This window comes from Daejeonella lutea, assembly GCF_900168015.1.
Classification (GTDB): Bacteria; Bacteroidota; Bacteroidia; order Sphingobacteriales; family Sphingobacteriaceae; genus Daejeonella; species Daejeonella lutea.
This window is the reverse complement of record NZ_FUYR01000001.1, coordinates 814807-839639: the sequence shown is the minus strand read 5'-3', so window position 1 is coordinate 839639 and position 24833 is coordinate 814807. Positions and strand designations below refer to the sequence as shown.

The 24833-nt window shown below is 40.6% G+C and carries 23 protein-coding genes and 1 riboswitch; of the genes, 10 read left to right on the top strand and 13 right to left on the bottom strand.

Features of this window, described 5'->3' with window-relative positions; translation table 11 throughout:
* Nucleotides 1-2: 2 nt before the first annotated feature.
* Complete coding sequence (locus B5X60_RS03655) at nucleotides 3-947, bottom strand: MlaD family protein (protein ID WP_079701295.1); 945 nt, start codon at nucleotides 945-947, stop codon at nucleotides 3-5.
* A gap of 88 nt (nucleotides 948-1035) precedes the next feature.
* Nucleotides 1036-1908, bottom strand: coding sequence for an N-acetylmuramoyl-L-alanine amidase family protein (locus tag B5X60_RS03650; protein WP_079702291.1), 873 nt, complete (start codon nucleotides 1906-1908; stop codon nucleotides 1036-1038).
* Between the two features lie 107 nt (nucleotides 1909-2015).
* Between B5X60_RS03650 and B5X60_RS03645 the strand changes: the two genes are divergently transcribed.
* From B5X60_RS03645 to B5X60_RS03630, 4 genes are read left to right on the top strand one after another with little or no spacing between them, the layout of a single operon-like run.
* The gene (locus B5X60_RS03645) at nucleotides 2016-4592 is read left to right on the top strand and encodes a putative LPS assembly protein LptD (RefSeq protein WP_079701294.1); all 2577 of its coding nucleotides are present in this window, start codon (nucleotides 2016-2018) and stop codon (nucleotides 4590-4592) included.
* Between the two features lie 3 nt (nucleotides 4593-4595).
* The gene (locus tag B5X60_RS03640) at nucleotides 4596-5843 is read left to right on the top strand and encodes a competence/damage-inducible protein A (protein WP_079701293.1); all 1248 of its coding nucleotides are present in this window, start codon (nucleotides 4596-4598) and stop codon (nucleotides 5841-5843) included.
* Nucleotides 5844-5899: 56 nt separating this feature from the next.
* The gene (locus B5X60_RS03635; protein ID WP_079701292.1) at nucleotides 5900-7291 is read left to right on the top strand and encodes a dihydrolipoamide acetyltransferase family protein; all 1392 of its coding nucleotides are present in this window, start codon (nucleotides 5900-5902) and stop codon (nucleotides 7289-7291) included.
* A gap of 23 nt (nucleotides 7292-7314) precedes the next feature.
* A complete protein-coding gene (locus tag B5X60_RS03630; RefSeq protein ID WP_079701291.1) occupies nucleotides 7315-7983 on the top strand; it encodes a GDSL-type esterase/lipase family protein in 669 nt (222 codons plus the stop codon).
* A gap of 72 nt (nucleotides 7984-8055) precedes the next feature.
* Here the strand turns inward: B5X60_RS03630 and B5X60_RS03625 are convergent, their stop codons facing one another.
* The 4 genes from B5X60_RS03625 to B5X60_RS03610 form a co-directional block, all read right to left on the bottom strand.
* The gene (locus tag B5X60_RS03625; protein WP_079701290.1) at nucleotides 8056-9288 is read right to left on the bottom strand and encodes a homoserine dehydrogenase; all 1233 of its coding nucleotides are present in this window, start codon (nucleotides 9286-9288) and stop codon (nucleotides 8056-8058) included.
* On the bottom strand, nucleotides 9289-10350 hold the full coding sequence (locus B5X60_RS03620; RefSeq protein WP_079701289.1) for a homoserine O-acetyltransferase family protein: 1062 nt from the start codon (nucleotides 10348-10350) through the stop codon (nucleotides 9289-9291).
* Nucleotides 10351-10396: 46 nt separating this feature from the next.
* Nucleotides 10397-11701 carry an O-acetylhomoserine aminocarboxypropyltransferase/cysteine synthase family protein gene (locus B5X60_RS03615; RefSeq protein ID WP_079701288.1) on the bottom strand — a complete coding sequence of 435 codons (1305 nt, stop codon included), beginning with the start codon at nucleotides 11699-11701 and terminating at the stop codon, nucleotides 10397-10399.
* Nucleotides 11702-11915: 214 nt separating this feature from the next.
* Nucleotides 11916-12020: riboswitch (SAM riboswitch) on the bottom strand.
* Nucleotides 12021-12139: 119 nt separating this feature from the next.
* Nucleotides 12140-13264 carry a trans-sulfuration enzyme family protein gene (locus B5X60_RS03610; protein ID WP_079701287.1) on the bottom strand — a complete coding sequence of 375 codons (1125 nt, stop codon included), beginning with the start codon at nucleotides 13262-13264 and terminating at the stop codon, nucleotides 12140-12142.
* Nucleotides 13265-13452: 188 nt separating this feature from the next.
* On the opposite strand from B5X60_RS03610, the gene mqnE reads away from it, so the two are divergent.
* The 3 genes from mqnE to B5X60_RS03595 are packed head-to-tail and all read left to right on the top strand — an operon-like array spanning nucleotide 13453 to nucleotide 15987.
* Complete coding sequence (mqnE, locus tag B5X60_RS03605) at nucleotides 13453-14646, top strand: aminofutalosine synthase MqnE (RefSeq protein ID WP_079701286.1); 1194 nt, start codon at nucleotides 13453-13455, stop codon at nucleotides 14644-14646.
* The gene (locus tag B5X60_RS03600; RefSeq protein WP_079701285.1) at nucleotides 14643-15275 is read left to right on the top strand and encodes a histidine phosphatase family protein; all 633 of its coding nucleotides are present in this window, start codon (nucleotides 14643-14645) and stop codon (nucleotides 15273-15275) included. Before mqnE ends, B5X60_RS03600 begins: the two co-directional genes overlap by 4 nt.
* A complete protein-coding gene (locus B5X60_RS03595) occupies nucleotides 15268-15987 on the top strand; it encodes a menaquinone biosynthetic enzyme MqnA/MqnD family protein (RefSeq protein WP_079701284.1) in 720 nt (239 codons plus the stop codon). Before B5X60_RS03600 ends, B5X60_RS03595 begins: the two co-directional genes overlap by 8 nt.
* Before the next feature lie 5 nt (nucleotides 15988-15992).
* On the opposite strand, the gene B5X60_RS03590 is transcribed toward B5X60_RS03595, so the two are convergent.
* The 4 genes from B5X60_RS03590 to ribD are packed head-to-tail and all read right to left on the bottom strand — an operon-like array spanning nucleotide 15993 to nucleotide 19413.
* Nucleotides 15993-16859 carry a nucleoside phosphorylase gene (locus tag B5X60_RS03590; protein ID WP_079701283.1) on the bottom strand — a complete coding sequence of 289 codons (867 nt, stop codon included), beginning with the start codon at nucleotides 16857-16859 and terminating at the stop codon, nucleotides 15993-15995.
* A gap of 35 nt (nucleotides 16860-16894) precedes the next feature.
* Nucleotides 16895-17509 (bottom strand): IMPACT family protein, encoded by a 615-nt coding sequence (locus B5X60_RS03585; protein WP_079701282.1) that lies wholly within the window; start codon nucleotides 17507-17509, stop codon nucleotides 16895-16897.
* Nucleotides 17510-17513: 4 nt separating this feature from the next.
* A complete protein-coding gene (locus tag B5X60_RS03580) occupies nucleotides 17514-18362 on the bottom strand; it encodes a DMT family transporter (protein WP_079701281.1) in 849 nt (282 codons plus the stop codon).
* A gap of 1 nt (nucleotide 18363) precedes the next feature.
* A complete protein-coding gene (gene ribD / locus B5X60_RS03575; RefSeq protein WP_079701280.1) occupies nucleotides 18364-19413 on the bottom strand; it encodes a bifunctional diaminohydroxyphosphoribosylaminopyrimidine deaminase/5-amino-6-(5-phosphoribosylamino)uracil reductase RibD in 1050 nt (349 codons plus the stop codon).
* Nucleotides 19414-19505: 92 nt separating this feature from the next.
* Between ribD and prmC the strand changes: the two genes are divergently transcribed.
* Together prmC and B5X60_RS03565 are read left to right on the top strand one after the other, a co-directional pair.
* Entirely contained in the window at nucleotides 19506-20363 is an 858-nt protein-coding gene (prmC, locus tag B5X60_RS03570) for a peptide chain release factor N(5)-glutamine methyltransferase (RefSeq protein WP_079701279.1), read from the top strand.
* 56 nt (nucleotides 20364-20419) lie between these two features.
* A complete protein-coding gene (locus B5X60_RS03565) occupies nucleotides 20420-21472 on the top strand; it encodes a nucleoid-associated protein (RefSeq protein WP_079701278.1) in 1053 nt (350 codons plus the stop codon).
* Nucleotides 21473-21526: 54 nt separating this feature from the next.
* Here B5X60_RS03565 and xerD read toward each other — a convergent pair whose 3' ends face one another.
* Nucleotides 21527-22426, bottom strand: coding sequence for a site-specific tyrosine recombinase XerD (gene xerD, locus B5X60_RS03560; RefSeq protein ID WP_079701277.1), 900 nt, complete (start codon nucleotides 22424-22426; stop codon nucleotides 21527-21529).
* Between the two features lie 33 nt (nucleotides 22427-22459).
* On the opposite strand from xerD, the gene aroQ reads away from it, so the two are divergent.
* Nucleotides 22460-22873 (top strand): type II 3-dehydroquinate dehydratase, encoded by a 414-nt coding sequence (aroQ, locus tag B5X60_RS03555; RefSeq protein ID WP_170878371.1) that lies wholly within the window; start codon nucleotides 22460-22462, stop codon nucleotides 22871-22873.
* On the opposite strand, the gene B5X60_RS03550 is transcribed toward aroQ, so the two are convergent.
* Both B5X60_RS03550 and B5X60_RS03545 read right to left on the bottom strand, forming a co-directional pair.
* Entirely contained in the window at nucleotides 22868-23884 is a 1017-nt protein-coding gene (locus B5X60_RS03550) for a glycosyltransferase family 2 protein (RefSeq protein ID WP_079701275.1), read from the bottom strand. The genes aroQ and B5X60_RS03550 overlap by 6 nt on opposite strands.
* Nucleotides 23881-24762, bottom strand: a complete 882-nt coding sequence (locus tag B5X60_RS03545) for a lysophospholipid acyltransferase family protein (protein WP_079701274.1) — start codon at nucleotides 24760-24762, stop codon at nucleotides 23881-23883. The genes B5X60_RS03550 and B5X60_RS03545 overlap by 4 nt, the downstream gene beginning before the upstream one ends.
* Nucleotides 24763-24833: the final 71 nt, after the last annotated feature.

Genomic DNA, 24833 nt, shown 5'->3' with positions numbered 1-24833 from the left:
TATCAATCTTTCTTCCCACCAAACACAGAGAAACTTACGTATCGTTTTGGATTCGCTTTCAGGTCGATCATAAGCTTATCCAGATTTGCCGCGGCATTGTTAAGATTATTGTACATCTTCTCGTCGTTGATCAATTGTCCCAAAGTTCCCTGGCCGGTATTAACTTTATTTACAATAACTTGAAGATCAGCTACAGCTTTATTAGCTTCAGCAATTGTTTGAGCGAAATTTGCTTTTGCTACATCATCAGACAACTTCTCAAAGTTGCTCATGATATTCGTAATTTTTGCGTTGTTATTCTTGAAATTGCCTGTTATAGATTCAAGGTTACTCATTATAGCTGCAATTTTAACACTTTGCGAAGTAACTAAACCGTCAACGGTTTTGGTCGTTCCTTCCATCGTTTCCAGAGTCCGTGCAATGCTTGCAAAGCTTCTGTCAAAATTACGCTGAAATTCAGGACTTAATGTTGCATTTACTGATGTAAGAACTGAATCCATTCTTGCAATGATCTGCTCCGCCTTCTTTTGGATTGGCTCGATCTGATCTGTCAGATTTTTCTGAATGTTAGCATTAAGTGTGTCGCCATCCTTTGCAAAATCGCTTCCGGTCCCTAACTCGAAAACTATCGCTTTTCCCCCAAGCAAATCGGTGCTTTCGAGTTTTGCTATGGTATTTTTAGGAATAGCGTATTCAGGATCTATTTTGAACTGAGCTAGAATCTGGCCATTTGGTTGGAGTGTGAGGTCGGAAACCCGGCCTATTTGATAACCGTTAACTAAAACAGGTTTGGAAATTGCCAGCCCGTCGACCCGGTCATATCGGGCGTAAAATTCGTTTTCGCTTGAAAATACGTCATTGCCCTTCAAAAAACTGTATCCTATAATCAATATTGCAATTGCAACTGCAGCTAATACACCAACTTTGGTTTCGTTTGTTATCTTCATTTAAACTTGTTTATCAAGAACTTATCAGGGCCCAAGGTATTTTAAATAATGTTATAAACCCACTTTTGGATTTCTTATTACAATAATATTATTTATCACTGAGTTCTGCTTGCTTCTTATAGGTCTGGATTGCTTTTAACAAATTAATCACTATTTCGTTTTGCCCAGCTTCTGAATTCATATATTCTTCCTCCTCCGGATTTGAAACAAAACCTATTTCAGTTAGTACAGCAGGCATTCCGGCTTTTGCCAGGACCGCAAGACTTTGTTCCTTTACCCCTCTATCCGTTCTACCTGCGAGAACATATTCGTCCTGCATATAAGATGCCAGCTTTATGCTTTGTTCACGAAAGGCGTTTTTCATCAGTGAAAGCATAATAATACTTTCCGGGTCTTTTGGATCGTATCCTTCATAATTGTTCTTGTAATCCTTCTCAAGTAAGATGGACTCGTTCTCCCTAATCACAACATCCTGCTCATCAAGTCGCCCAAATCCGGAAACAAAAGTCTCGGTACCGCGTGTCGATGTACTCTGACGGTTCGCATACCGGGGGATTTTTCGCCCTCTACTGTCCTTTCCGTAGCCTACGATCACCCGTTTGATCGGCATGGAATTGCAATGAATCGATATAAATAAGTCTGCCTTTATATTATTAGCTATCCCTATACGTTCATAAAGCGGAACAAATACGTCAGTTGACCTGGTGAGAACGACTTTTACATCTTTTAAATTCGCTTCAATTGCTTTACCAAGCTTTAAGGCAACTTGCAGCGCAATATCTTTTTCCTTTGAGAATAATCCGCGGGTTGCTCCATCATGCCCTCCATGTCCGGCATCAATCACAATGGTTTTAATTCGGTAGGGGACTTCGGTACTAGTTGTTGAGAAAGAAGTTAAGGTTATTAAAAGTAAGACAGGCAGTAATACGTAAATGTATCTAATCAATGGTATATTTTTCATTAATTTTGAGCGTATATTATTATCTATCATCGCAAAAATAATATTCATCATCGGATTTGAAATTAAATAGACCCCTTTTTCTTCATTTTTTAATATTGCTGACTTGTATGGGGTATTTTCATCCGACTTCATATGCACAGCAGCTTATCCTTCGGCCTGACAGCACCAAGCGCGATACTACATTACAATTGCCCCTTAATAAACCAGATACAACAGTAAAAAAAACGACAAGTAAAGGGGGACTAGAATCTGAAGTACTTTACTCTGCAGAGGATTCAATTATTTCGGATCGGCAAACTAATATAGTAAAAATGTATGGTAAGGCTCGGGTGAAGTATCAGGACATGGAACTTGATGCCGACTACATCCAGTACGATCAGAAGAATAATACGCTCTTTGCCAAAGGTTTAATAAATCCCAAAACTAAAAGATATACAGGCAGGCCGCTATTCAAGCAAGGTTCGGAACAGCCGATTACGACGGATTCTTTATTCTTTAATTATAAGTCGAAGAAAGGGAAATCCTACGGAGTTTACACTGAAGCGGAGGGTGGATACCTGCAGGCACAGCAGTTCAAAAAGAACGAGTATGGCGAAGGTAATTTTGTACATGGGGTTTATAGTTCTTGTAATTTGCCGTATCCGCATAATCATTTTGGAATAAACATTACCAAAGGTATTGTTACCGAAAAGCAAATTATAACAGGCCCGGCATATCTTGATATAGAGGGGGTTCCGCTTCCACTCGGTGTACCATTCGGCTTTTTCCCAAAACCCAATAAGCGTTCAGGTGGACTTCTTTTCCCAACGTTTGGGGAAGATGTCAGAGGATTTTTTATGAGAGACCTGGGTTATTACATCGGGCTAAATGATTATTGGGATCTTGCAACACGTGGTACGCTGTACTCCAAAGGATCCTATGAACTAAGCTCGGCAGCCCGCTACAGGAAGAACTACAAATACGATGGCAGTCTTAATTTTCGATTTGCTTCGACGAGAAATGGGGTAGAAGGTACCGAAGCTTTCAAGCATCCAAACAAGGACTTTAATTTAACCTGGAGTCATTCACAAAGCCCGCTTGCAAATCCAGGCACCACCTTTAGTGCATCAGTAAACGCTGGGACAGGATCGTTTTTTCAAAATGTTCCGGGTGCAGTTGCTTACAATCCAACAGAAATAGCACGAAACACCCTTTCATCTAGTATAAGTTACGGGAAAGTGTTTTATGACGGCCTGTTTAATTTTACATCGAGCTTAAGTCACAGTCAGGATATTGAATTAGGAACTGTTGCACTACAATTGCCTCAGTTTAATCTTGGAATGACAACGATCAATCCGTTTGATTCTAAAGATAGAGCCGGCGAACAAAAGTGGTATCAGAGAATTAGCCTCGGTTATACCATGCAGGGTAGCAATTCAATAAATACTACAGAAAGTGAGCTTTTTGACCGAGAAACTTTAAAGAAGTTTCAAAACGGTATACGACATGATATTCCGATTTCGATGTCATTAAATGTGGCAAAATTTTTCCAATTCAATTCAAGTATTAATTATAGTGAGAGATGGTATCTCCAGACTAAGAGGACGAGTATGATCAACACCCGTGACGGGTTCAGGGACACCTCGTATATGGTTTCCGGATTTAGCCGAGTTTACGACTACAGTGTAAATAGTGGTTTTTCGACGAAACTATATGGTAAGTTTAATTTCAAAAAAGGAAACCTGATGGCTTTACGCCATGTTATGACCCCATCGATATCAGCCAACTACCAGCCAGATTTTGGCGCATCCCGATACGGATTTTTTAGGAATGTAGCCAATGATACATCTACGGTTGCTCCACGACGTTATTCGATATACGAAGGTTCCTTGTTCGGTGCGCCTTCAGTAGGACGGGTAGCTGGAATAGGTTTCAGTTTGGATAACAACGTGGAAGCAAAAGTCCGTTCAACTGCAGATTCAACGAAGAGTTCGGTAAATATTCCAATCCTTCAGAGTTTGACTTTTTCCGGGGCATATAACTTTGCTGCTGAATCGTTTAAACTATCGACGATTGGTTTTTCCGGGCGAACGGCATTATTCAAACAGAAAATGGGCATTAACTTTTACGGCACGCTTGACCCTTATCAGCTTGATGGGAGAGGACAGCGGATCGATAAATTTACAATAAGCAACGGCAAACCTGCAAGGCTTACTAATTTCGGTCTGTCCACAGATTTTAGCCTGAATTCAACGGCAATAAAAAGCCGTAATAAGAACCTGAACCAGTTGGAAGCCAATAAGCAGAATCTAACGCTTCAGCAGCAGGACGAATTAAATGCTATCAGTCGCGATCCAAATGCCTTTGTAGATTTCAATGTGCCATGGAATATTAGCGCCTCCTATAGTTTTAACTACTCAAAAAATGACCTGAAAGCAGTTGTCACTAATACTCTCAACTTTTATGGTGATTTTAATGTCACTCCAAAATGGAAGGTTCAATACACTTCTGGCTATGACTTCCAGAGAAACGACCTAAGTTTAACAACGTTTTCTATTTACAGGGATCTGCACTGCTGGGATCTTTCTTTCAGATGGTCGCCTATCGGTCCTTACAAATTCTATAGTATGGATCTGCGTGTGAAAGCATCTATCCTTCAGGACCTGAAATTGAGCAAGCGTCGCGACTTTTACAATAATTTCTAATTTATGCTAGCCGAACTTATTACCATTGGTGATGAAATTCTCATTGGTCAGATTGTTGACACAAATTCTGCCTGGATGGCTCAAAAGCTGAACCTGGCTGGAATTAAAGTAAAACAGATTTCATCGGTGTCTGATGAGAGGCAACATATTTTAAATGCTCTAAGGGAGGCTTCACAACGGGCAGATATTATATTAATTACCGGCGGCCTGGGACCTACTAAAGACGATATCACCAAGAAAACCCTTGCTGAATATTTCAATGTCGGACTCAGAACGGATCAGGGTGCGCTTGACAATGTAAAGCGAATATTTTCTAAGTACAGCTCTCCAATGCTGGAAACTAATCTGCGTCAGGCAGAGGTGCTTGAAAATTGCACAACCATTCTTAATCAGAATGGAACCGCACCGGGAATGTGGATAGAAAACAAAGGAAAAATATATGTGTCAATGCCTGGTGTTCCTTTTGAGATGATGTACATGATGGAGGAATTGGTGATTCCAAAAATAAAAGAGTCTTTTAAACTTGAGTCCATTGTTCACCATACCATCCTTACTGCTGGCATTGGAGAGTCGCTGCTTGCTGATAAAATTTCAACGGTCGAAGATTCACTTCCCGAAAACATTGGACTGGCATATCTCCCGAAGCTTGGAGTTGTAAGGCTCAGGCTGAGCGGCAGAGGTTCGGATAGCGAATCCCTTAAAAAAGAGATCGCACACTACGCCTCTCGAATTGTAGGGCTTGTTGATGAGTTCGTAGTTATTGAAGCTGACCTTCCCCTTGAGAAGGCGATTTTGGATACTATGTCAGCGAAAGGATTGACCTTGTCGACAGCTGAAAGTTGTACCGGCGGATATATTGCCAGTTTGTTAACTAAACACGCCGGAAGCAGTAAGGTTTATTTAGGTGGTGCTGTGTCATATTCAAACGATCTGAAAACGACAATGCTCTCTGTTTCTGAAGAAACACTTTATGAGTATGGGGCTGTGAGCGAGGAAACTGTTTTGGAAATGGCTAACGGCGCATTGGCAAATTATAAATCCGATTATTCTATCGCTGTCAGTGGAATTGCTGGCCCGGATGGCGGAACGGAAGACAAGCCAGTAGGTACTGTATGGGTAGCCATAGCGGGAAAAACAAAAACAATATCCCGGAAATTTCAGTTTGGGAACAAGAGAGCACAGAACATTGAACGATCTGCAATCAACGCCCTGTTTCTTCTGCACAAGCTGGTGAAAGAAGAACAAGCATAACGAAGATGTTCGAAAAAGCTTAGTTTTGTAATCAAATAACCAATTCATTAACTAATATGGCCAGATACGAATTAGTGCTACCTAAAATGGGGGAGAGCGTTGCCGAAGCGACGATCATCAAATGGACAAAGCAGCCAGGTGATTCAATAGATATAGATGAGTCTGTTTTAGAAATAGCAACTGATAAAGTAGATTCTGATGTCCCATCACCGGTAGCGGGAAAGCTTGTTGAAACACTTTACAATGTTGACGATGTAGTTCAGGTAGGAGCGACCATCGCTATCATTGAGACTGGCGGTTCCTCTGATAGCAGTGAAAGAACTCAAGCATTGAAGGATAATACCAAGGCCCCTGAAGTTCCCGATCCTGCAAGACTTCATGCGGAGGAACAAGAACAAGCAAAGCCAAGCCAAATTCCATTGCGCGATGAAGCTCCTGCGCAGGTCGCCGGAACGGCAACGGCAGGAAGATTCTACTCGCCCCTGGTGAAAAGCATGGCGGCGGAAGAAGGGATAAGCTTGTCGGAACTCGATGCCCTCCAAGGCTCCGGATCCGAAGGCAGAGTTACCAAACAGGATGTTCTGGATTATATTTCTAATAAAAGGTCCGGTTCTGCTTCATCAGGATCGGCAGCTCAAACTACTATTGGAGCAACCAATCCTGTGCAGCCAGAATCTCAGGCAGCGGCGCGGATTAAAGTATCCGAAACTAAAGTTCAGCCTGTTGTCTCCTTGTCAGCTGGAGATGAAATAATTGAGATGGATCGCATGCGGAAGCTGATAGCTGAACATATGGTGATGAGTAAACATACTTCCCCCCACGTTACATCTTTTGTTGAGGCCGACGTTACGAACCTTGTTCAGTGGAGAGACAAAGTTAAAAGTGGTTTTGAAAAAAGAGAAGGTGAAAAGATCACGTTTACTCCAATCTTCATGGAAGCAGTTGCAAAGGCGATCAAGGATCTTCCAATGATCAATGTTTCTGTCAATGGAACACAGATCATAAAGAAACGCGATATAAATATAGGTATGGCTGCTGCTTTGCCGTCGGGTAACCTGATTGTACCCGTTATTAAGAATGCTGATCAGCTGAATCTTGTTGGTCTTACAAAAGCAGTTAACGACCTGGCCAAAAGGGCTCGAAATTCTCAATTAAAACCGGATGACACAACTGGAGGAACTTTTACATTAACCAATGTCGGTACTTTCGGTAACGTTATGGGCACTCCAATAATAAACCAGCCTCAGGCAGCGATTTTAGCGGTTGGAGCCATAAAGAAAAAGCCAGCTGTAATAGAAACCGAATACGGCGATGTTATCGCGATCCGGCATATGATGTTTCTTTCCTTATCTTACGACCATAGGGTAGTCGATGGATCGTTGGGTGGATCGTTTATCAGGAAAGTTGCAGATTATCTTGAAGCCTGGGATATCAACCGCGAAATCTAATATCAACTCAATTATTTAATAAGATGAAACACATAAGAGGGTTTTTGATTTGCTTCCTTTTTCTACAATGCCTTAGCCTTACTGGATTCGCCCAACAGTCGCCACCATTTTTTAATGAGATCGAAACTTTTAAGAAGCAGGATGCGATTAATCCTCCACCCAAAAACGCTATTGTTTTTGTAGGAAGCTCTTCTTTCAGAGGCTGGACCAATGTTCAAAGTTATTTTCCAGGTTATACAATCATTAACAGGGGATTTGGTGGCTCAAGTTTGCCTGATGCTATTCGATATGCCCAGGATATAATAATTGCATACCAGCCTAAACAGGTCGTGATTTATTGCGGTGAAAATGACTTTACTGCCGAAGGTGTAAATGCCGATATCGTATTTGATAGGTTTACTACATTATTTGAGATCATACGAAAGGACCTTCCTAAAGCACATGTGGTTTTTGTTTCCTTAAAACCCAGTCCAAGTCGACTGAAGTTTCTACCGGAAATGGTCAAAACAAATGCTATGATCAAGGAATATCTTAAACAGTACCGTCGCACAGGTTATGTGGACGTATACTCAAAAATGCTCCTTGCAGATGGAACGCCGATGCCTGATATTTTTAAAGCTGATAAGCTGCACATGACCGAAGCCGGATATGTGATCTGGCAAAAAGCGATAAAACCATATTTGAAGAAATAGAATAAGGAGCAAAGAGCAACGACTTTGCAACACACGGTCTTCGTTCTTTGCTCCTTGTTCCTTAATTCAATATTAGGCCGTTTCGAATTGCAATCTGGTAAGCTCCTCAAATTTTCCTGTTAGCGCTCCAGCCTGGGCGATGAATGCGCCATCTTTTTCGATTAGGTCTTTCTTTGAAATTAGTTCACTTATCTTAATTCCACCTAAAACGTACTTGAGTTCAACACTTTGATGTTGTTCGGCTATAAAATCAAAATTAAGCTGCCCAATGAGACCATCACTTTTATATCTGATGTATACAGGAATTACATGATCATTTTGAAGCTTTAATTTTGAATCATTAAGAAACTTCTTGTACTCATAACGGTATTCGTAGCGTAAAGCAGCAATATCAGAAAGAACAGCGGACCCGGTTGGATGACCACCTGCACCTTTTCCGTAGAATAATTGCTGATCAGCAAAAGCAGCTTTAACAGACACGGCGTTATATTCGTTTTCTACATTGTAAAGGAAGTCGCTCTTCGGCACCAGGCGCGGGAGTACATATAACGCGATCTCTTGCTCATTTAATTTTTTCGCCGTTGGAACTAACTTGATCTTAAGGTTATGTTCCTTGGCGAAGTGTAAATCAGCCCCCGAAAAATTCTGGATACCTACATTCAGAACTTGTTCTGGCTTTACAAAAGCACCATAAGCATGAGCTGCAGCAATTACCAGCTTATATTTCGCGTCATACCCTCCAACGTCCAACAAAGGATCTGTTTCTGCAAAACCCAGGTCCTGAGCTTGTTTTAATGCATCACCATATTCTAGCCCCTCATTAGCAATTTTTGAAAGAATATAATTTGATGACCCATTGAAAATACCACTGATTGAATGCAAAAGCTCATTATCATAGTATTCTTCCAGATTCCTGATAATTGGAATACTGCCACAAACTGCTCCCTCATAGAGGAGAGAAGTTCCATGGGTGTTTTGGAGGGCAACAAGTTCATTAAGGTGTTCAGCAATCATTTTTTTATTGGCTGAAACAACATTTTTCCCATTTTTTAATGCATTTGCAGTGATATCAAAAGCTGCATCTGCATCATTAATTAACTCAACAATAGTATTGATTTCCGGATCATCTAAAATATCAGAGGCATCAGCCGAAAACAAGCTTTCCCGAAGCGTCCTGGGTTTTGAGGGATCCTTAATTACGATCTTCCGGATCTCAATATTAAGGTCTTTAGTGCTAATTATATCATGAAGTCCCTGGCCCACTACACCAAAGCCGAATAGGCCAATAGTTAATCTTTTACTCATTTAAGCAATCTTATGTAAGCTAATCACCTGATTTTCGGTTTCAGCGTTGTTTATAAAAGTCCCAATTTCTTTAGTTAATATTTCTGTTTCAATCAAAAAACCATCATGCCCGTAAAAGGAATTTAATTCAGCAAAACGGGCTCCGGGTATGTTTTTAGCCAGAAATTGTTGCTCTTCCAATGGGAATAAAACATCATTCACAATTCCGATCACCAGGGTTTTAGCCTTAATCTGCCGTAATGCATCTCCTATTGAAGCTCTTTTTCGCCCAACGTTGTGGCTGTCCATTGCTTTTGTCAGATACCAGTAGCTGTAAGCGTTGAAACGATTTACTAATTTTTCACCCTGATAATTCTGATATGATGAAGCCTTAAAATCTTTAACTTTTTCATTACCAACTTCTAATTGCGTAGCTCCATAGGTACCATAAGTTCTGTATGATAAAAGGGCTATGCTTCTTGCAACTTTTAAGCCTTTTTTACCCCCGCTTGGCGATTGAGAGTAAAAGGTACGGTCGGAAGTTATAGCTAACCTCTGGCTCTCATTGAAAGCTATGCCCCATGCCGAATGCTGGGCGTTGGCGGCTATAAGGACAAGTTTTTTAATCCTATGTGGTTCGAGGATTGACCATTCCATTGCTTGCTGACCACCTAACGACCCGCCGATCAGCAAACTAATTTCCGGCAATTCCAGATAATCGGCAAGGATCTGATGTGCGGCAGCGAGATCTCTCACTGTAAATTCAGGAAAAGACAGGTAGTAGGGCAGTCCGGTAACTTTGTTTTTGCTTAACGGGTTGGTTGTCCCATAATTGGAGCCGAGTACATTTGCGCAGACAATAAAATGCTCTTTAGGATTAAACAAGCAGTTATCGCCGAAGAGTCCCTTCCACCAATCAAATACATCGGAATTAGCCGTAAGCGCATGACAAACCCATATAACGTTATCCTTTTTTTCATTCAAAGAACCAAAGGTGTGATAAGCGATCTGTAAATCGTTTATTTTTTTACCACTTTCAAGCTTGAATGGCTTTTTATGATTATGTAATTTTTCAGAGTTCATTCTTGTTTTAAATCATCGGGCAGATACCCAATAAGAAAGTTATGATCTATTTAATAGCGGCAAATGCCTGTTCCAGGTCAGTTTTAATATCATCAATGTGCTCAATTCCTACCGCAAGCCGCAATGATGACGGATTTACTCCCGCAGCCAATTGTTCCTCATCAGTTAACTGTTGATGTGTAGTTGCAGAAGGTTGAATGATTAATGTTTTTGTGTCTCCAACATTAGCTAAATGACTTATCAGCTTCAAGTTGTCGACAAATTTAGTTGCCGATTCCTTTCCACCTTTCACTTCAAATGAAAGCACTGCACCGAAGCCATTCCGCAGATATTTCTTTGCTCTTTCATGAGTAGGACTACTTGGCAGACCCGGATATTCAACTTTGTCTACTTGTGGGTGACTTTCCAACCATTTAGCAATTTCCAGGGCATTATCTACATGACGTTGTACCCGCAGAGATAATGTTTCCAGGCCTTGTATTAGCAAAAATGAATTAAATGGAGATTGGGACGGACCAAAATCGCGTAAACCCTCTACACGTGCACGTATAATGAACTGAATATTTCCAAATGGTCCGCCGATTCCGAAAACATCCTTAAATACTAAACCATGGTAACCTTCCGATGGCTCTGAGAATTGAGTGAATTTTCCGTTTCCCCAATTGTAATTCCCACCATCGACAATTACACCTCCAATGCTTGTACCATGGCCGCCTATCCATTTCGTGGCAGATTCCACAACGATATTGGCTCCGTGTTCCAGGGGACGGAAAAGGTAACCTGCTGCGCCAAATGTGTTATCAACAATCAGCGGCAGATCATGCTTCTTAGCGATTTCAGCAATTTTCTCAAAATCAGGAATACTGTAACTAGGATTTCCGATGGTTTCGAGATAAATCGCCTTAGTTTTATTGTCTATCAATGAGTCAATACTTGCCGGATCATCCCCTTTAGCAAAGCGGGCCTCAATTCCTAACCTTTTGAATGATATTTTAAATTGGTTGTATGAGCCACCGTAAAGAAATGATGAGGTTACAAAATTGTCACCGGCCTGCAGGATATTGGTTAAGGCAATGAATTGTGCAGCCTGGCCCGATGAAACTGCAAGAGCTGCAACACCACCTTCCAGGGCGGCTACCCGTTTCTCAAAAACGTCAGTGGTAGGATTCATTATCCGGGTGTAAATATTTCCGAATTCTTTTAAGGCAAACAGATTTGCACCATGCTCAGAGCTGTTGAACACGAATGAAGTGGTTTGATATATCGGAACTGCACGTGAACCAGTTGTAGGATCTACTTCCTGACCTGCATGTAATTGTAATGTTTCAAATTTTAAATTTGGAGTCGACATAAGTTTAATTTGTAAAAAGGGTGAGTTGTAAACGGGTGCATGAAACTTCAGTGACCTGACATTAAATCAACCCTATAAGGCTAATAGCCTTATAAGACTTTAATAACGACAGGTCCAGCGCATGCAAAATCTGATATCACACTGATCAGATTTAAACTTTACTTTTTCCGTTTCGGAAAATACAAGGGTGGTGTTTTCTCTTTTCATTCTAAAAAATTTATATTTCCCTTACGGGACAGGAATTGGCACCTTCCCCGAATTGACCGGGGGGTTGTCAGTGGGTCATAGAGCCTGATCTCTCGCCACTTCTGTATAAATCAATAAACCAAGAGCTTACTGAAGACAGATTGGTATTGCTACCAAATAATATTTCAAATATAGGTTCTTCTGTATAATCAAACCAAATTTAATTTGTAAAAATTTTTATTTCATTGATTATCAATCAATTGCCTTAAAAGCATTTTCCAGGTCTTCTATAAGATCTGAGATATTTTCAAGTCCGACCGACACTCTGATTAAATTTTGCGGGGTTTTCGTGGCTGGTCCTTCGACGGATGCACGGTGCTCAACCAGGCTTTCTACCCCTCCTAAACTAGTTGCCTGAGTAAAAACTTTAAAGGCATTTACTACTTTAATTGCTTCGTCCGCTCCGCCTCTCACTAAAAATGACAGCATACCCCCGAAAGAACTCATTTGATTTTTGGCTATGTCATGCCCGGGATGGGTTTCAAGTCCAGGATAGTATACCTTTTCAACGAACGAACTTTTTTCCAGGAAACGCGCTATAAGAACAGCATTTTCGTAATGCCCTCGCATACGATAGGGCAGCGTTTTTATCCCCCTAACGGTCATATAACAATCAAATGGTGCTGGCACAGCGCCACCAAGAACCTGAATTGCCCGGATTTTATCCCACATCGAATCTTTCACTGCAGTCACCAGGACACCTCCAAGAACATCGCTGTGTCCGCTGAGATACTTTGTGGTTGAATGCATAACAAAATCACATCCGAGATTTAAAGGAAGCTGGAAAATAGGAGTACTGAACGTATTGTCGCAAGCAGTAAGAATTCCCCGGGATTTTGCCAGGACAACCAGAGACAGAACGTCACAGACTTTTAACAAAGGATTGGAAGGGGTTTCGATCCAGATCAATTTGGTTTCCGGTCGAATCAGCTGCCGGACTTTAGCGATGTCAGACATATCTACAAAGTCGACCTCCAACACACCTTCAAAAACCTGAAGCAATTGCGTTCGCAATCCATGATACATATCATCTGGTGCAATAATATGTGAACCACGGGGCAGTGACTGGAAAAGTGCGGCAGCGGCCGCATTACCTGATGAAAATGCGCATGCATCCGGACCCTGTTCTAATCTTGCTATTACATTTTCGAGTGATTTCCTGTTAGGATTATCTATCCTGGAATAGATAAATCCTTCGGGATAGCTTCCATCAGCGGCTCGCTGGTAAGTAGTAGATAAAGAAATTGGCTGAATAACCGCCTTAGAATGTTCGTCAATTTTATTTCCGGCGTGAATGGCAATGGTTTCGATTTTCATCTGGTATTTTGTCTAACAGGCTGCCAGGCCTTAATGAGTAGCTATATTTGTGCTTTTAATCGGGCTTAATTTACAACTACCTATTGATATTATTAAGAACGTTGTCTAAAGGATATTTTTTACGCGCTTTTACAAGCAAATGATACGGGTTCGGTACACTAATCGTATTTTTGCACAAAGTAATCTGAATGAATTCTGAATTAAGTTTCAATCTGCTTCTTGCTGATCAAAGCCTTTCCGCAGATCTTCGTGCAATTGCAGAGAAGGTGAGATCGGGAGATCGTATTTCTTTCGATGAATGTGTTTTATTATATGAAAAGGCTGAGCTGGGATACCTTGGAATACTAGCCAATTCCATCCGCGAAAAGCGACATGGCGACAAAACCTACTTCAATCGTAATTTTCATATTGAGCCTACTAATCTTTGTGTTTACGATTGTAAATTCTGTTCGTATTCGGTATTAATAAAAGAACGTTCGGACGGGTGGGAGTATACGATGCAGGAAATGCTGGATATTGTAAAAAAATATGATGGCCAACCTGTTACGGAAGTTCATATTGTTGGCGGAGTTCTTCCACAATATGATGTAGCATTCTATTCGGAATTGTTTACGTCCATCCGGAAGCACCGCCCTGACTTGCATATTAAAGCATTAACACCGGTTGAATATCATTACATTTTCAAGAAGGCAAAAATTGATTATGCTACGGGTATGAAAATGATGAAGGATGCGGGACTGGAGTCTATTCCTGGTGGTGGTGCTGAAATATTTCACCCGGACATTCGGGTCCAGATCGCAAAGGATAAATGTACCGGTGATCAATGGCTGGAGATTCATGAGGAATGGCACAAACTGGGAATGAGATCTAATGCCACAATGCTTTACGGACATATCGAAGAATACTGGCATAGGGTGGATCATATGGAAAAGCTGAGATCTCTGCAGGATAAAACCGGCGGCTTTCAAACATTTATACCCTTGAAATTCCGAAATCAGGACAATCAAATGTCAGATATTCCGGAAGTTTCAGTAATAGAAGATCTGAGAAATTACGCTATAGCTCGCATCTATTTGGATAATTTTGAGCACATAAAGGCATATTGGGCAATGATAAGCCGCAGTACCGCCCAATTATCGCTGAATTTCGGTGTTGATGATATCGACGGCACTCTTGATGATACGACTAAAATATACTCTATGGCAGGAGCTGAGGAGCAGCACCCAGCAATGACTACCCAGGAATTGGTTGAACTCATCAAAAATGCTGGACGGCACCCGATAGAACGTGATACTCTTTATAATGTAATCACGGATTATCAAAATCATGAATTTCCTCAGGAAGAAAAACCTAAATTTTACAAATTACCAGTGCTGAATTGAAGAAAACACTATTTATAATCCGCCATGGCGAAACAGATCTGAATAAGAGAGGTGTTGTTCAAGGCCGCGGAATGGACACAAACCTGAATGATCACGGCAGAGCGCAGGCGGAGGCCTTTTACCAGGCATATAAGGACGTCCCTTTTGATAAAATTTATACCTCTACGCTCAAGCGGACACATCAAACCGTTAAACAATTTATTGATTCTAATATCCCATGGACGCAATATCCTGGTCTCGATGAGCTTGGCTGGGGCATTTATGAAGGGTTGGAAAGCAACGATCAGATTAAAAACGAATTTGTAAATATTCTTGGTAAATGGAGTGCTGGAGAGCTTCATCATAAATTCGATAAAGGAGAAAGCCCACTGGAAGTTAAGGAAAGACAGCTGACTGTTCTGGAGAAGCTTATAGAGGTTAACGATGATAAGAATATCCTTATTTGTATGCATGGACGCGCGCTTCGATTATTCCTCTGCCTTTTAACTAACAAGCCCCTTACTGAAATGGACTCTTTCCCTCATCTCAACACTACTTTGTACAAAGTCGAATTCGACGGGAAGGATTTCCATATCGTTGACTTCAACAATACCGATCATTTAAAATCCCTTCCGATTCGTTTTGAATAAGATTAAAATATCCGCTGTTTCCTATACTAATTCCAAACCATTTGTATTCGGTTTAATGCATTCCGGAATATTGAATCAGATTGATTTAAGCTTAGATATTCCTTCAGAATGTGCCCATAAATTGATTAGTAATCAAGTAGATATAGGATTGGTACCTGTAGCTGCTTTGCTTGAAATTCCAGATTATAAAATCATATCGAGCTATTGCATTGGAGCAACAGGCCCTGTCGATTCAGTATTTATATTTAGCAACAAGCCTATCGGAGAAGTTAACACAATTAAACTCGATGAACAATCAAGAACTTCAAATAACCTGGCAAAAGTGTTGCTAAAAAACTATTGGAATCTTAGTCCGAAAATAGTCGATGACGGGCCCGCTGATGCATTTGTACAGATTGGTGACCGGACTTTTGGCAAAAAGAATGAATACGCCTACAGGTACGATCTCGCGGAGGAATGGCAAAAGTTTAATGGCTTACCCTTTGTGTTTGCTGTATGGGCTGCTAATAAAGTGATTCATGATAATTTCTTACTGGACTTCAACGCGGCATTAAAGTATGGCCTTGATCACCGTAATGTTGTGATAGAACAACTCCCTTCCCGGGAAAACTTTGATTTTGGAGATTATTTAACCAACAAAATCGATTATCGGCTCGATCATAAAAAACTTGAAGCGCTTAGCACATTCCATCAATTCATACGTGAATTGTGATGGCCTCAATGGAGTCGGTCTAAAACTAGTTTAATAGCCTTATCAATAACTATCCCCGGATTTGCTGAGAATTCCCTATTGGTCCTACTTGCTAGGATAGCATTAACAGAGATTGCTTTGTGTCCTAATACAGACGCTAATGCATAAATCCCGGCGGTTTCCATTTCCAGATTGGTCAAGCGATAATTTCCTGACCTAAAGGAACTGAATAAGGAAATAAGATTAGAGACAGCAGTTTTTGCGCGAACTTCTCGTCCCTGAGGTGCATAAAATCCAGGTGCGGTAACTGTAATCCCTTTTTCCAAGTCTTTCCCAATGGTATCCATGAGACTTTTATCTGCCGCTGTAAGATATGGTGAAATACCTTGAATATGTTTGAAATGTGATCTTATTGAGTCGAGCAATTGATGCTCATCGCCTGATAGGTTAGGTAGGTAATAATTCATCAAGGCATCCAGCCCTAATCCAAACTCAGAAACTAAAATGGTATCCATAGGAATATCATTTTGAATTGCTCCGGATGTACCGATGCGAATGATGCTTAGGTTTTTTAATTTATCATTCACTGTCCGTGTATGAAAATCGATGTTAACTAGCGCATCGAGCTCGTTTAAAACAATATCTATATTGTCTGTACCGATACCGGTGGATATAACAGTGATGCGTCTTGATCCCAAATAACCAGTATGGGTAATAAATTCGCGCTTGCCTTTTTTTAGTTCGATCCGGTCAAAATGCTGGCTAACCTCGCTAACCCTGTCAGGATCACCGACTGTTATAACAGTATCGGCGATATCCTCGGGCAAGAGGTTCAGATGGTAAACGCTGCCGTCAGGATTTATTATTAGATCTGTATCTGATATATTTTTCATTCAAAGCAATTGATTAGGCAAAGCTATATCTAATCTTAAAGGGTGTTAATAAATTTGAGATTTATGGTGCTTATCTTTTTAAATCGCCCTATTATACGCTCTTGGCCTGATTGACGTATTTCGAGTTTGATGAGGCAAATTGTGTCTGATGCTTGCTCCATTATTTTAAGATTTTCATCTTTGATTATCTTCATTACTTCGTTCATCTGTGCATGCCCGAACCTGATCTCATATGCAGAACTTATACTTACTTCAACAACTTTTGCGCTGCTTATTGCTTCTACCGTAGCTTTTTTATACGCATTGATAAGTCCTGGTACTCCCAAGAGCGTTCCGCCAAAGTATCTAACTACAACCACCAGCACATTCGTGAGATCATACGAAAGGAGGGTATTCAGGATTGGCCGGCCTGCTGTCCCAGATGGTTCACCATCATCACTAAGGCGGAAGACAGACTGGTCGGGTGTCAGGCGGAAGGCCCAGCAATAATGGTTAGCTTTGGGATGCTCAGCTCTCAGAGAGGTTAACATAACCTTTACCTCAGATTCATTTTGGAGAGGGAAGATGTAAGCAATAAATTTACTGCCTTTGTCACGGAAAGTGCCTTCAGAGGTAGTTTTTACAGTTTTATAGGTATCGTCGAAGAGCATATTTTTAGGCGCGGGATATTAAGACGATCGAGATAAGGGCTAGTAATACCCCCAGGTAATTTATCTTGCTTAGCTTTTCATGAAAGATCAAAACGCCTACCAGCGATCCCAGAACAATTACTCCAATGTTCATCGCTGAAAAAACCAGTGAGGGCTGGCTTGCCAGGGCTTGATGCGCCTTGAGGTAGAAGAGAATGTTTCCAAAATTAGCAATTCCCAGAATCCAGCCGCAAAGAACATTGATGAGTGCAAACTTGATCTTTCCGGCAATATATAATGTAGATAAGTAGATGGCGGAAATAGTGAATGCCATAATGAAAACGACTAGTAACGAAGATGTAAATGGAACTGCAACTGTTTTAGCGATCTGTTTAAAAAGAACGTCTATCACACCCATTCCAATAAACACCGCCAGAGGGTACACCCAGTATGATGTTGTGCCGCCTTCATTCTTTTGCCATGGAACTGAACATATAATAGCCACAAAAGCTAAAACAATGCCTGCAATCTTTAGTGTTGAATGCTGCTCTCCAAAGAACAAAAATGCAGCTAAAACCGGAATAAAAAGCGACAAACGCTGAGCTACATCGGTTTTAACGATACCCGTATACCTTATGGAGAGAGCGAGGATCACAAAAAGTGACGGGAGCAATATACCCAGAATCACATATGCAGGCAATAGGCTTCCTCCCAATGGGGGCATAACTGGATCATAGATGATATAGGTCAAACCAGCCGCGATAGAATAATTCCATAGAATTGCCTGTCGGGTATCTATAGCGTATCTTTTTGCCAGTTTCAAAAGGACAGAAACGAATACGCTGCAGCAGATGCTCAGTATAATATAGATCATCTTATGATTCGTTTTGCCATGTATTCAGTTCGTCAGATCCTACGGTGATGGTGTGTAAAGGTTTGCCCTCCAATACAGGCGCAATAATACCACTTTCCCATTCCTCTTTTCCTGTAAATACCCTGGCTTCGTCCCATAAACCGGCATTGATAAAAAGATTAAGTACGGTTGCTCCGCCTTCAACGATCACAGATTGGATATCCATTAAATATAACTGGTAACAGATTAACTGGGGCAGAAGATTGTCAAAATCCTCAAGCTCAAGATATTTAGTTCTCCCGATTAATTCTGTTCTTAATGCATTGAAGATGATAGTGTCCTGGCTCTGGTCAAAGATATTTAAGCTTGAAGAAAGTTCCAGATTTCTGTCAACGATGATGCGTATCGGCGATTTCCCTTTCCATTCTCGCACATTTAACCTTGGATTATCCGCTAACGCAGTGTTTTTCCCGATCAAAACGGCATCTTCCTCGCTCCTCCATCGGTGGACTAGTTGTCTGGAATTTGACGAAGTGATCCATTTCTGACTTCTGTTTTCGGGAGCAAAAAATCCATCTTTAGTTTGCGCCCATTTAAGAATTATATAAGGGCGCTGCTTTTGTATCCTGGTGAAAAAACGTTTGTTTAAGGTGTAGCATTCATTTTCAAGAATTCCTTCAATAACCTCTACACCAGCATCTCTCAGTCTCGTAATTCCGTTTCCGTTCACATGTGGAAATGGGTCACGGCAGCCAATCACAATTCTCGGAATATTGCTGTTTATGATGAGATCAGCGCAGGGAGGGGTTTTGCCAAAATGGGAGCAGGGCTCTAAACTGACATACATTGTCGATCTCTTAAGCAGCGCTGGACCATCAGCATTTGATTCAAGAACATTTTTAATTGCGTTTACCTCGGCATGAGCTTCGCCAAATTTCATATGGTAACCCTCGCCAACAATTTTACCATCAGATACTACAAGCGCGCCAACCAAAGGATTCGGGCTAACTGACTCTATGCCTAAAGCAGCGAGTTCAATACAACGGCGCATAAACATCTCATGGTTTATCATGCGGTAAAAGTAAGGAGGATAACAGTATTATTTTAATAAACATTGTCGAAACACAGTCCCTGTTTATAGATTCAAATACTTTACTTTGCGCCATGACAATTGCCAGCATTGAAAAGATCTTTATCGAAGACCTTACAGGCTTATATGGCCCTGAAGAAGCAGGGAGTATTGCCTGGCTGGTTATTGGTTTCGTCTGTAAGATTAATCGCACGCAATACCTCAATAATAAAAATGATGATCTTAGTGGGCGTGAGGTGACGACCTTTCATAGAATCCTAAGCGATCTGAAGAAAGGCGTACCTGTCCAATACCTCCTTGGAGAAACCGAGTTTTATGGTTCCATATTTAAGGTAAACTCCTCAGTTCTGATCCCCCGGCCTGAAACTGAAGAACTAGTAGATTGGGTTTTGAAAGATCTTAAAATAAGAATTGCTGAGCTGCAAGAACCAACGTTATTGGATATTGGAACCGGAAGCGGTTGTATCCCAATCAGTATCAAGAAATATTTGCCGAACCTGGGAGTGGCGGCTCTGGAAGTATCAAATGATGCATTAGAAGTCGCTAAAGAAAATGCTAAATTAAACCACACTGATATACACTTTACTCTGGATGATATTTTAAATCCTACCGCCGATTGGCAGACTTTTTCGGTCATCACCAGTAATCCACCTTATGTCACACTTGCTGAAAAGAATCACATGCATGTGAACGTACTGGAACATGAACCGCACCTGGCCTTATTTGTGCCCGAGGACGATCCCCTAGTCTTTTATGAAGCAATTGCCCGGTTTGCGAGCCAACATCTTGAAAAAGGGGGATTTATTTATCTGGAAATAAATGAAAATCTGGGGCAGGAAACTGTTTCACTACTCAGTAGAAAGGGTTTTAGAAATATTCAGCTACGCCAGGACCTGCGCGACCGGGATAGAATGATAAGAGCACAAATGTAATCTCAGGAAACGTTTGCAACGTAACAGGTACTACTTACAATTTATAAATCTAAGAAATGGTATCATCATATGAAGCCTCTTTAGAGGAACTGTCAGTCCACAGAATTGGTAATAAAGCTCAGAACGAATTTTACAACTTATCCGATCAACCCCTTGAAATAACTGATGAAATGCTTGGACGGTTGCTGATGCAATATTTCCTTATCCCTTTTGAAAAAGAGAATGAGGTTTACCGCTTTATGCATTCCAGCAGTGATCTGAATTTAAATGAATTATTTCACTTTAGTTCACATATTTTCGCTGATGAAAGTAGATTTCATGAACTAAGCGGGCAGATCACTAAACACCTGTTTGATATCTCAAACCATCCAAAAATCAAATCAGGAGAGCTGTATATCGCCAGGTTTAAAGACCTGCAGTTGGAAGGACAACTTGTTGATGCTATTGGCATCTTTAAGTCAGAAACTAAAGAACCTTTTTTAAAGATAAATTCCGCTCAAGGTGGTTTTGATCTGAGTTACGAAGAGCAGGGAATAAATATCCATAAACTCGATAAGGGTTGTTTAATATTTAATTCGGATAAGTCGGAAGGGTATAAGGTGATGGTTATAGATCAGACTAACCGTAACGATGCAGCTTATTGGAAGGATGAATTTCTTAAGCTGAGGATCAGGAATGATAACTTCAATAAAACAAGCAATACACTTAACGTTTGCAAGGATTTTTTCTCTAATAAAATTGAGGAAGATTTTGACATCTCCAAAGCCGATAAAATCGATCTTTTAAACAAATCGTTAAAATATTTCAAAGAAAAAGACAGTTTTGACATCGATGAATTTGCAGAAGATGTTATAGGGAATGAGAAAGCAATAAAATCATTCAAAAACTTCGCTCAAGATTATAACAATGAATTTGATGCCGGACTTGAGGGCTCGTTTGATATTTCCACCGCAGCTGTAAAAAAGCAGGCGCGGGTTTTTAAAAGTATATTAAAACTGGATAAGAACTTTCACATATATATCCACGGCAACAAAGAGCTTATTGAAAAAGGCTTCGATGAAGATAAATCGATGAATTTCTACAAAGTGTACTTCAAAGAAGAACAATAAGGTTTTTGGGATAGGGCCTTAGGATCATTGCGATTGCCTAATTTCGAATGCCTTTTAGCTCCTTGGGTGGAAATGAACAATCGTCTCTCTCAGATAATCCCGGTCAAGGTGAGTATAAATCTCGGTGGTCGTAATACTTTCATGCCCAAGCATTTCCTGCACAGCACGCAGGTCAGCACCACCCTCAATTAAATGAGTTGCAAACGAATGCCTGAATGTATGCGGACTGATATTTTTTGTAATTCCTGCCGCCTTCGCAAGGTCTTTTATAATTAAAAATACCATAATCCGGGAAAGCGGGTTACCCCTTCTGTTCAAAAACACAAAGTCTTCCTTTCCTGGTTTTACCGGAACATGGATTCGAACTTCGTTCAAATAAATTCTAAGAAATTTAATCGCTTCAGATCCAATGGGAACCAGCCTTTCTTTATTCCCCTTGCCTAAAATTTTGATAAATTCAATGTCGAGATGAAGATTTGAAATCTTCAGTCCCGTTAATTCCGAAACACGCAGGCCGCTACCATATAAAGTTTCAAGCATCGCTTTATTCCGCTGACCTTCTGGTTTTGAGAGGTCAATAACGTCCATGATGCTATTGATTTCGACGATATTGAGGGTATCGGGCAATTTACGGGTCATTTTCGGGCTTTCCAGCAAAGAGGATGGGTCGTTTTCCATCTTATTTTCAAGTACCAGAAATTTGAAAAACGATTTCAGACCTGAGAGTACACGTGCTTGAGTGGGAGGGATCATGCCTAGTTCATTTACCCACACGAGGAAATCTTTAAGGTCGGTTTTCGTGACTTTTACCGGGCTTTTTTCTTCGCCTTTGGACATGAAAAATTGCCACAACTTGTCCACATCATGCAAATAGGCCTCTATGGTATTTGCTGACAAGGATCGTTCAAGTTTTAAATAAGCCTTAAAGCCGCGGCGGCTTGATTGCCAGTCCAAATTATTTTCTAAGTTTGATTAAAATTATTTCTGATGAAGATACAGATCATTAACGGACCAAATTTAAATTTACTTGGAGTACGGGAGAAATCTATTTATGGCGATAGCAGTTTCGAAGATTATCTAAAAACACTCAGAGATAAATATTCCATAATTGAGATAGAATACTTTCAAAGTAATGTTGAGGGCGAAATTATCAATAAACTGCATGAAGTTGGATTCAGTTATGATGGGATAATCCTTAACGGTGGCGCTTACACACACACATCAATTGGAATAGCGGATGCCATAGCTGGTATAAATACAACAGTGGTGGAAGTTCATATTTCAAACATTTATGCCCGGGAAGAATTCCGTCATACATCCCTTACTGGCAAGAATTGTAAAGGTGTCTTGACTGGTTTTGGCCTGGATGGATATCGCCTCGCGCTCGAAAGTTTTTTATAAACGATCAAACGTTTTCTTCTTTAGAACGAAGTACTGCCAAACAATACTTATTCTCATCATACCTGTTCTGTTATAATGTGATTTATTTATCCTGGCGGCTTTTTTTCCATTCTTAAAGATCGCTTTAAAGAATGCAATATGGGCTTTGTTGATGGCCATTGCATGTTTTGGCCGCCCATCAACCAAAAACTTCATTAAAGAAACCAGATCAAGCCATAATCTTGCGAAGATGATGATACTGGCATTGAAAAACGATAAATTCTTTTGTATAAGAACCAGATTATTTCTGAAGTTGAGGTATGTCTTGAAGGGACTTTCAGCATTTAGTGTACCTCCGCCAACGTGATAAACAACGGAGTCCGGACAGTACATAATTCTATAACCCTTATTTTTCAATCGCCAGCATAGATCTATTTCTTCCATATGAGCGAAAAAATCTTCATCAAGTCCGCCCGCTTCCTCCCATTTTTCCCGTTTGATAAACAGTGCTGCCCCCGAAGCCCAAAATATCTCAGTTTCGCGATCATATTGACCATTATCCAACTCAACAGAATCAAAAATGCGGCCCCTGCAGAAAGGATAGCCCAGGATATCAATGTAACCACCTGCTGCTCCTGCGTACTCAAACTTTTTCTTATCCGTTTGAGATAAAATCTTAGGTTGGGCAGCTGCGATACGGTCGTCGCGCTCCATTTGTTCAATAACTGGTTGAATCCAGTCTGCCTGAACCTCCACGTCCGAATTAAGCAAGACGTAGTAATCACTTTTTACTTGTTCGAGAACTTTGTTGTATCCACCGGCAAACCCGTAGTTAATTTCGTTAGAAATTATCTTGATCTGAGGATAGTTCTTCCTTATAAATTCCAGCGAACTATCCGTGGAGGCGTTATCACCGACGATAATCTGAAGATTAGAAAAAGTGCTGGCGCAGACCGAAGGAAGAAATTGTTGCAAATGAACCAATCCATTCCAATTCAGTATTACAACGCTAACGCTGGGCACTTTACTCATTTCTTGATATCCTCAGGTTTGAACTTCCATCTCTTGTGCGACCAAAGCCAATAGTCCGGTTGCTTTTCTATGAGATCTTCCAGTTTTTTCGTGTGGGCTGTAGTTATTTCATATTCAGAACAATCGTTCGGATTCTCTATCAACGGTTCAACTACACTTTTATAGTGTCCTCTTTTTATGCGCTTTATACTGAAATATACAACTGGACTATTCGTTTTGGAAGCAATCTTTTCAACTCCCAAAAAAACGGCTGTAGGTTGATTCAAAAAATCAGTAAAGTATTGGGACTCTTCGCGTACAGGTGTTTGATCACCCACGAGCACCAGCACATGCGGGGTATTCTTATATTCAGTAATCTTTCTCAAAGTTTGTTTCATCGGAACCATTATCGTACCGAACCGGGCACGAACTTTTGTAATTAGCTGATCGAATTTGGTATCAGACAATGGTTTATAGACAACAAGCACATCACGATCTAGCTCAGACGGAATTCCAAGTGGTCCCCATTCCCAGTTTCCGTAGTGCCCTGAGACCGCTATTACCGATCTTCCAGCCTCAAGATGCCTGCTGATTGCTTCCAGATTTTCGAACTGGTAGCGTTGTTGCAACTCTTTTTTTGTTATTGAGATGCTTTTTGTTGATTCCATGATCATATCAGCCAGAAATTTATAAAATCTCTTTTCAATTCCCGCGCGTTCAGCGGCTGATCTATTAGGAAAGGAATTCGCCAGGTTATTATGAACAACTTTACGGCGGTATTTAAAAACATGATAAAGTAAAATAAACAATAGATCAGAAATGAGATAAAGCAGCCAAAAGGGAAGAAGTGAGATGAGCTTAAGAAGAATAGATACTAGTCCGAATAAAACTTTGTTCATTCTGAAAATTCTAATTACTCAAAGTTGCTATAATTAATCTCTCGACGATTGCGAACATTCCTTATCGCTGG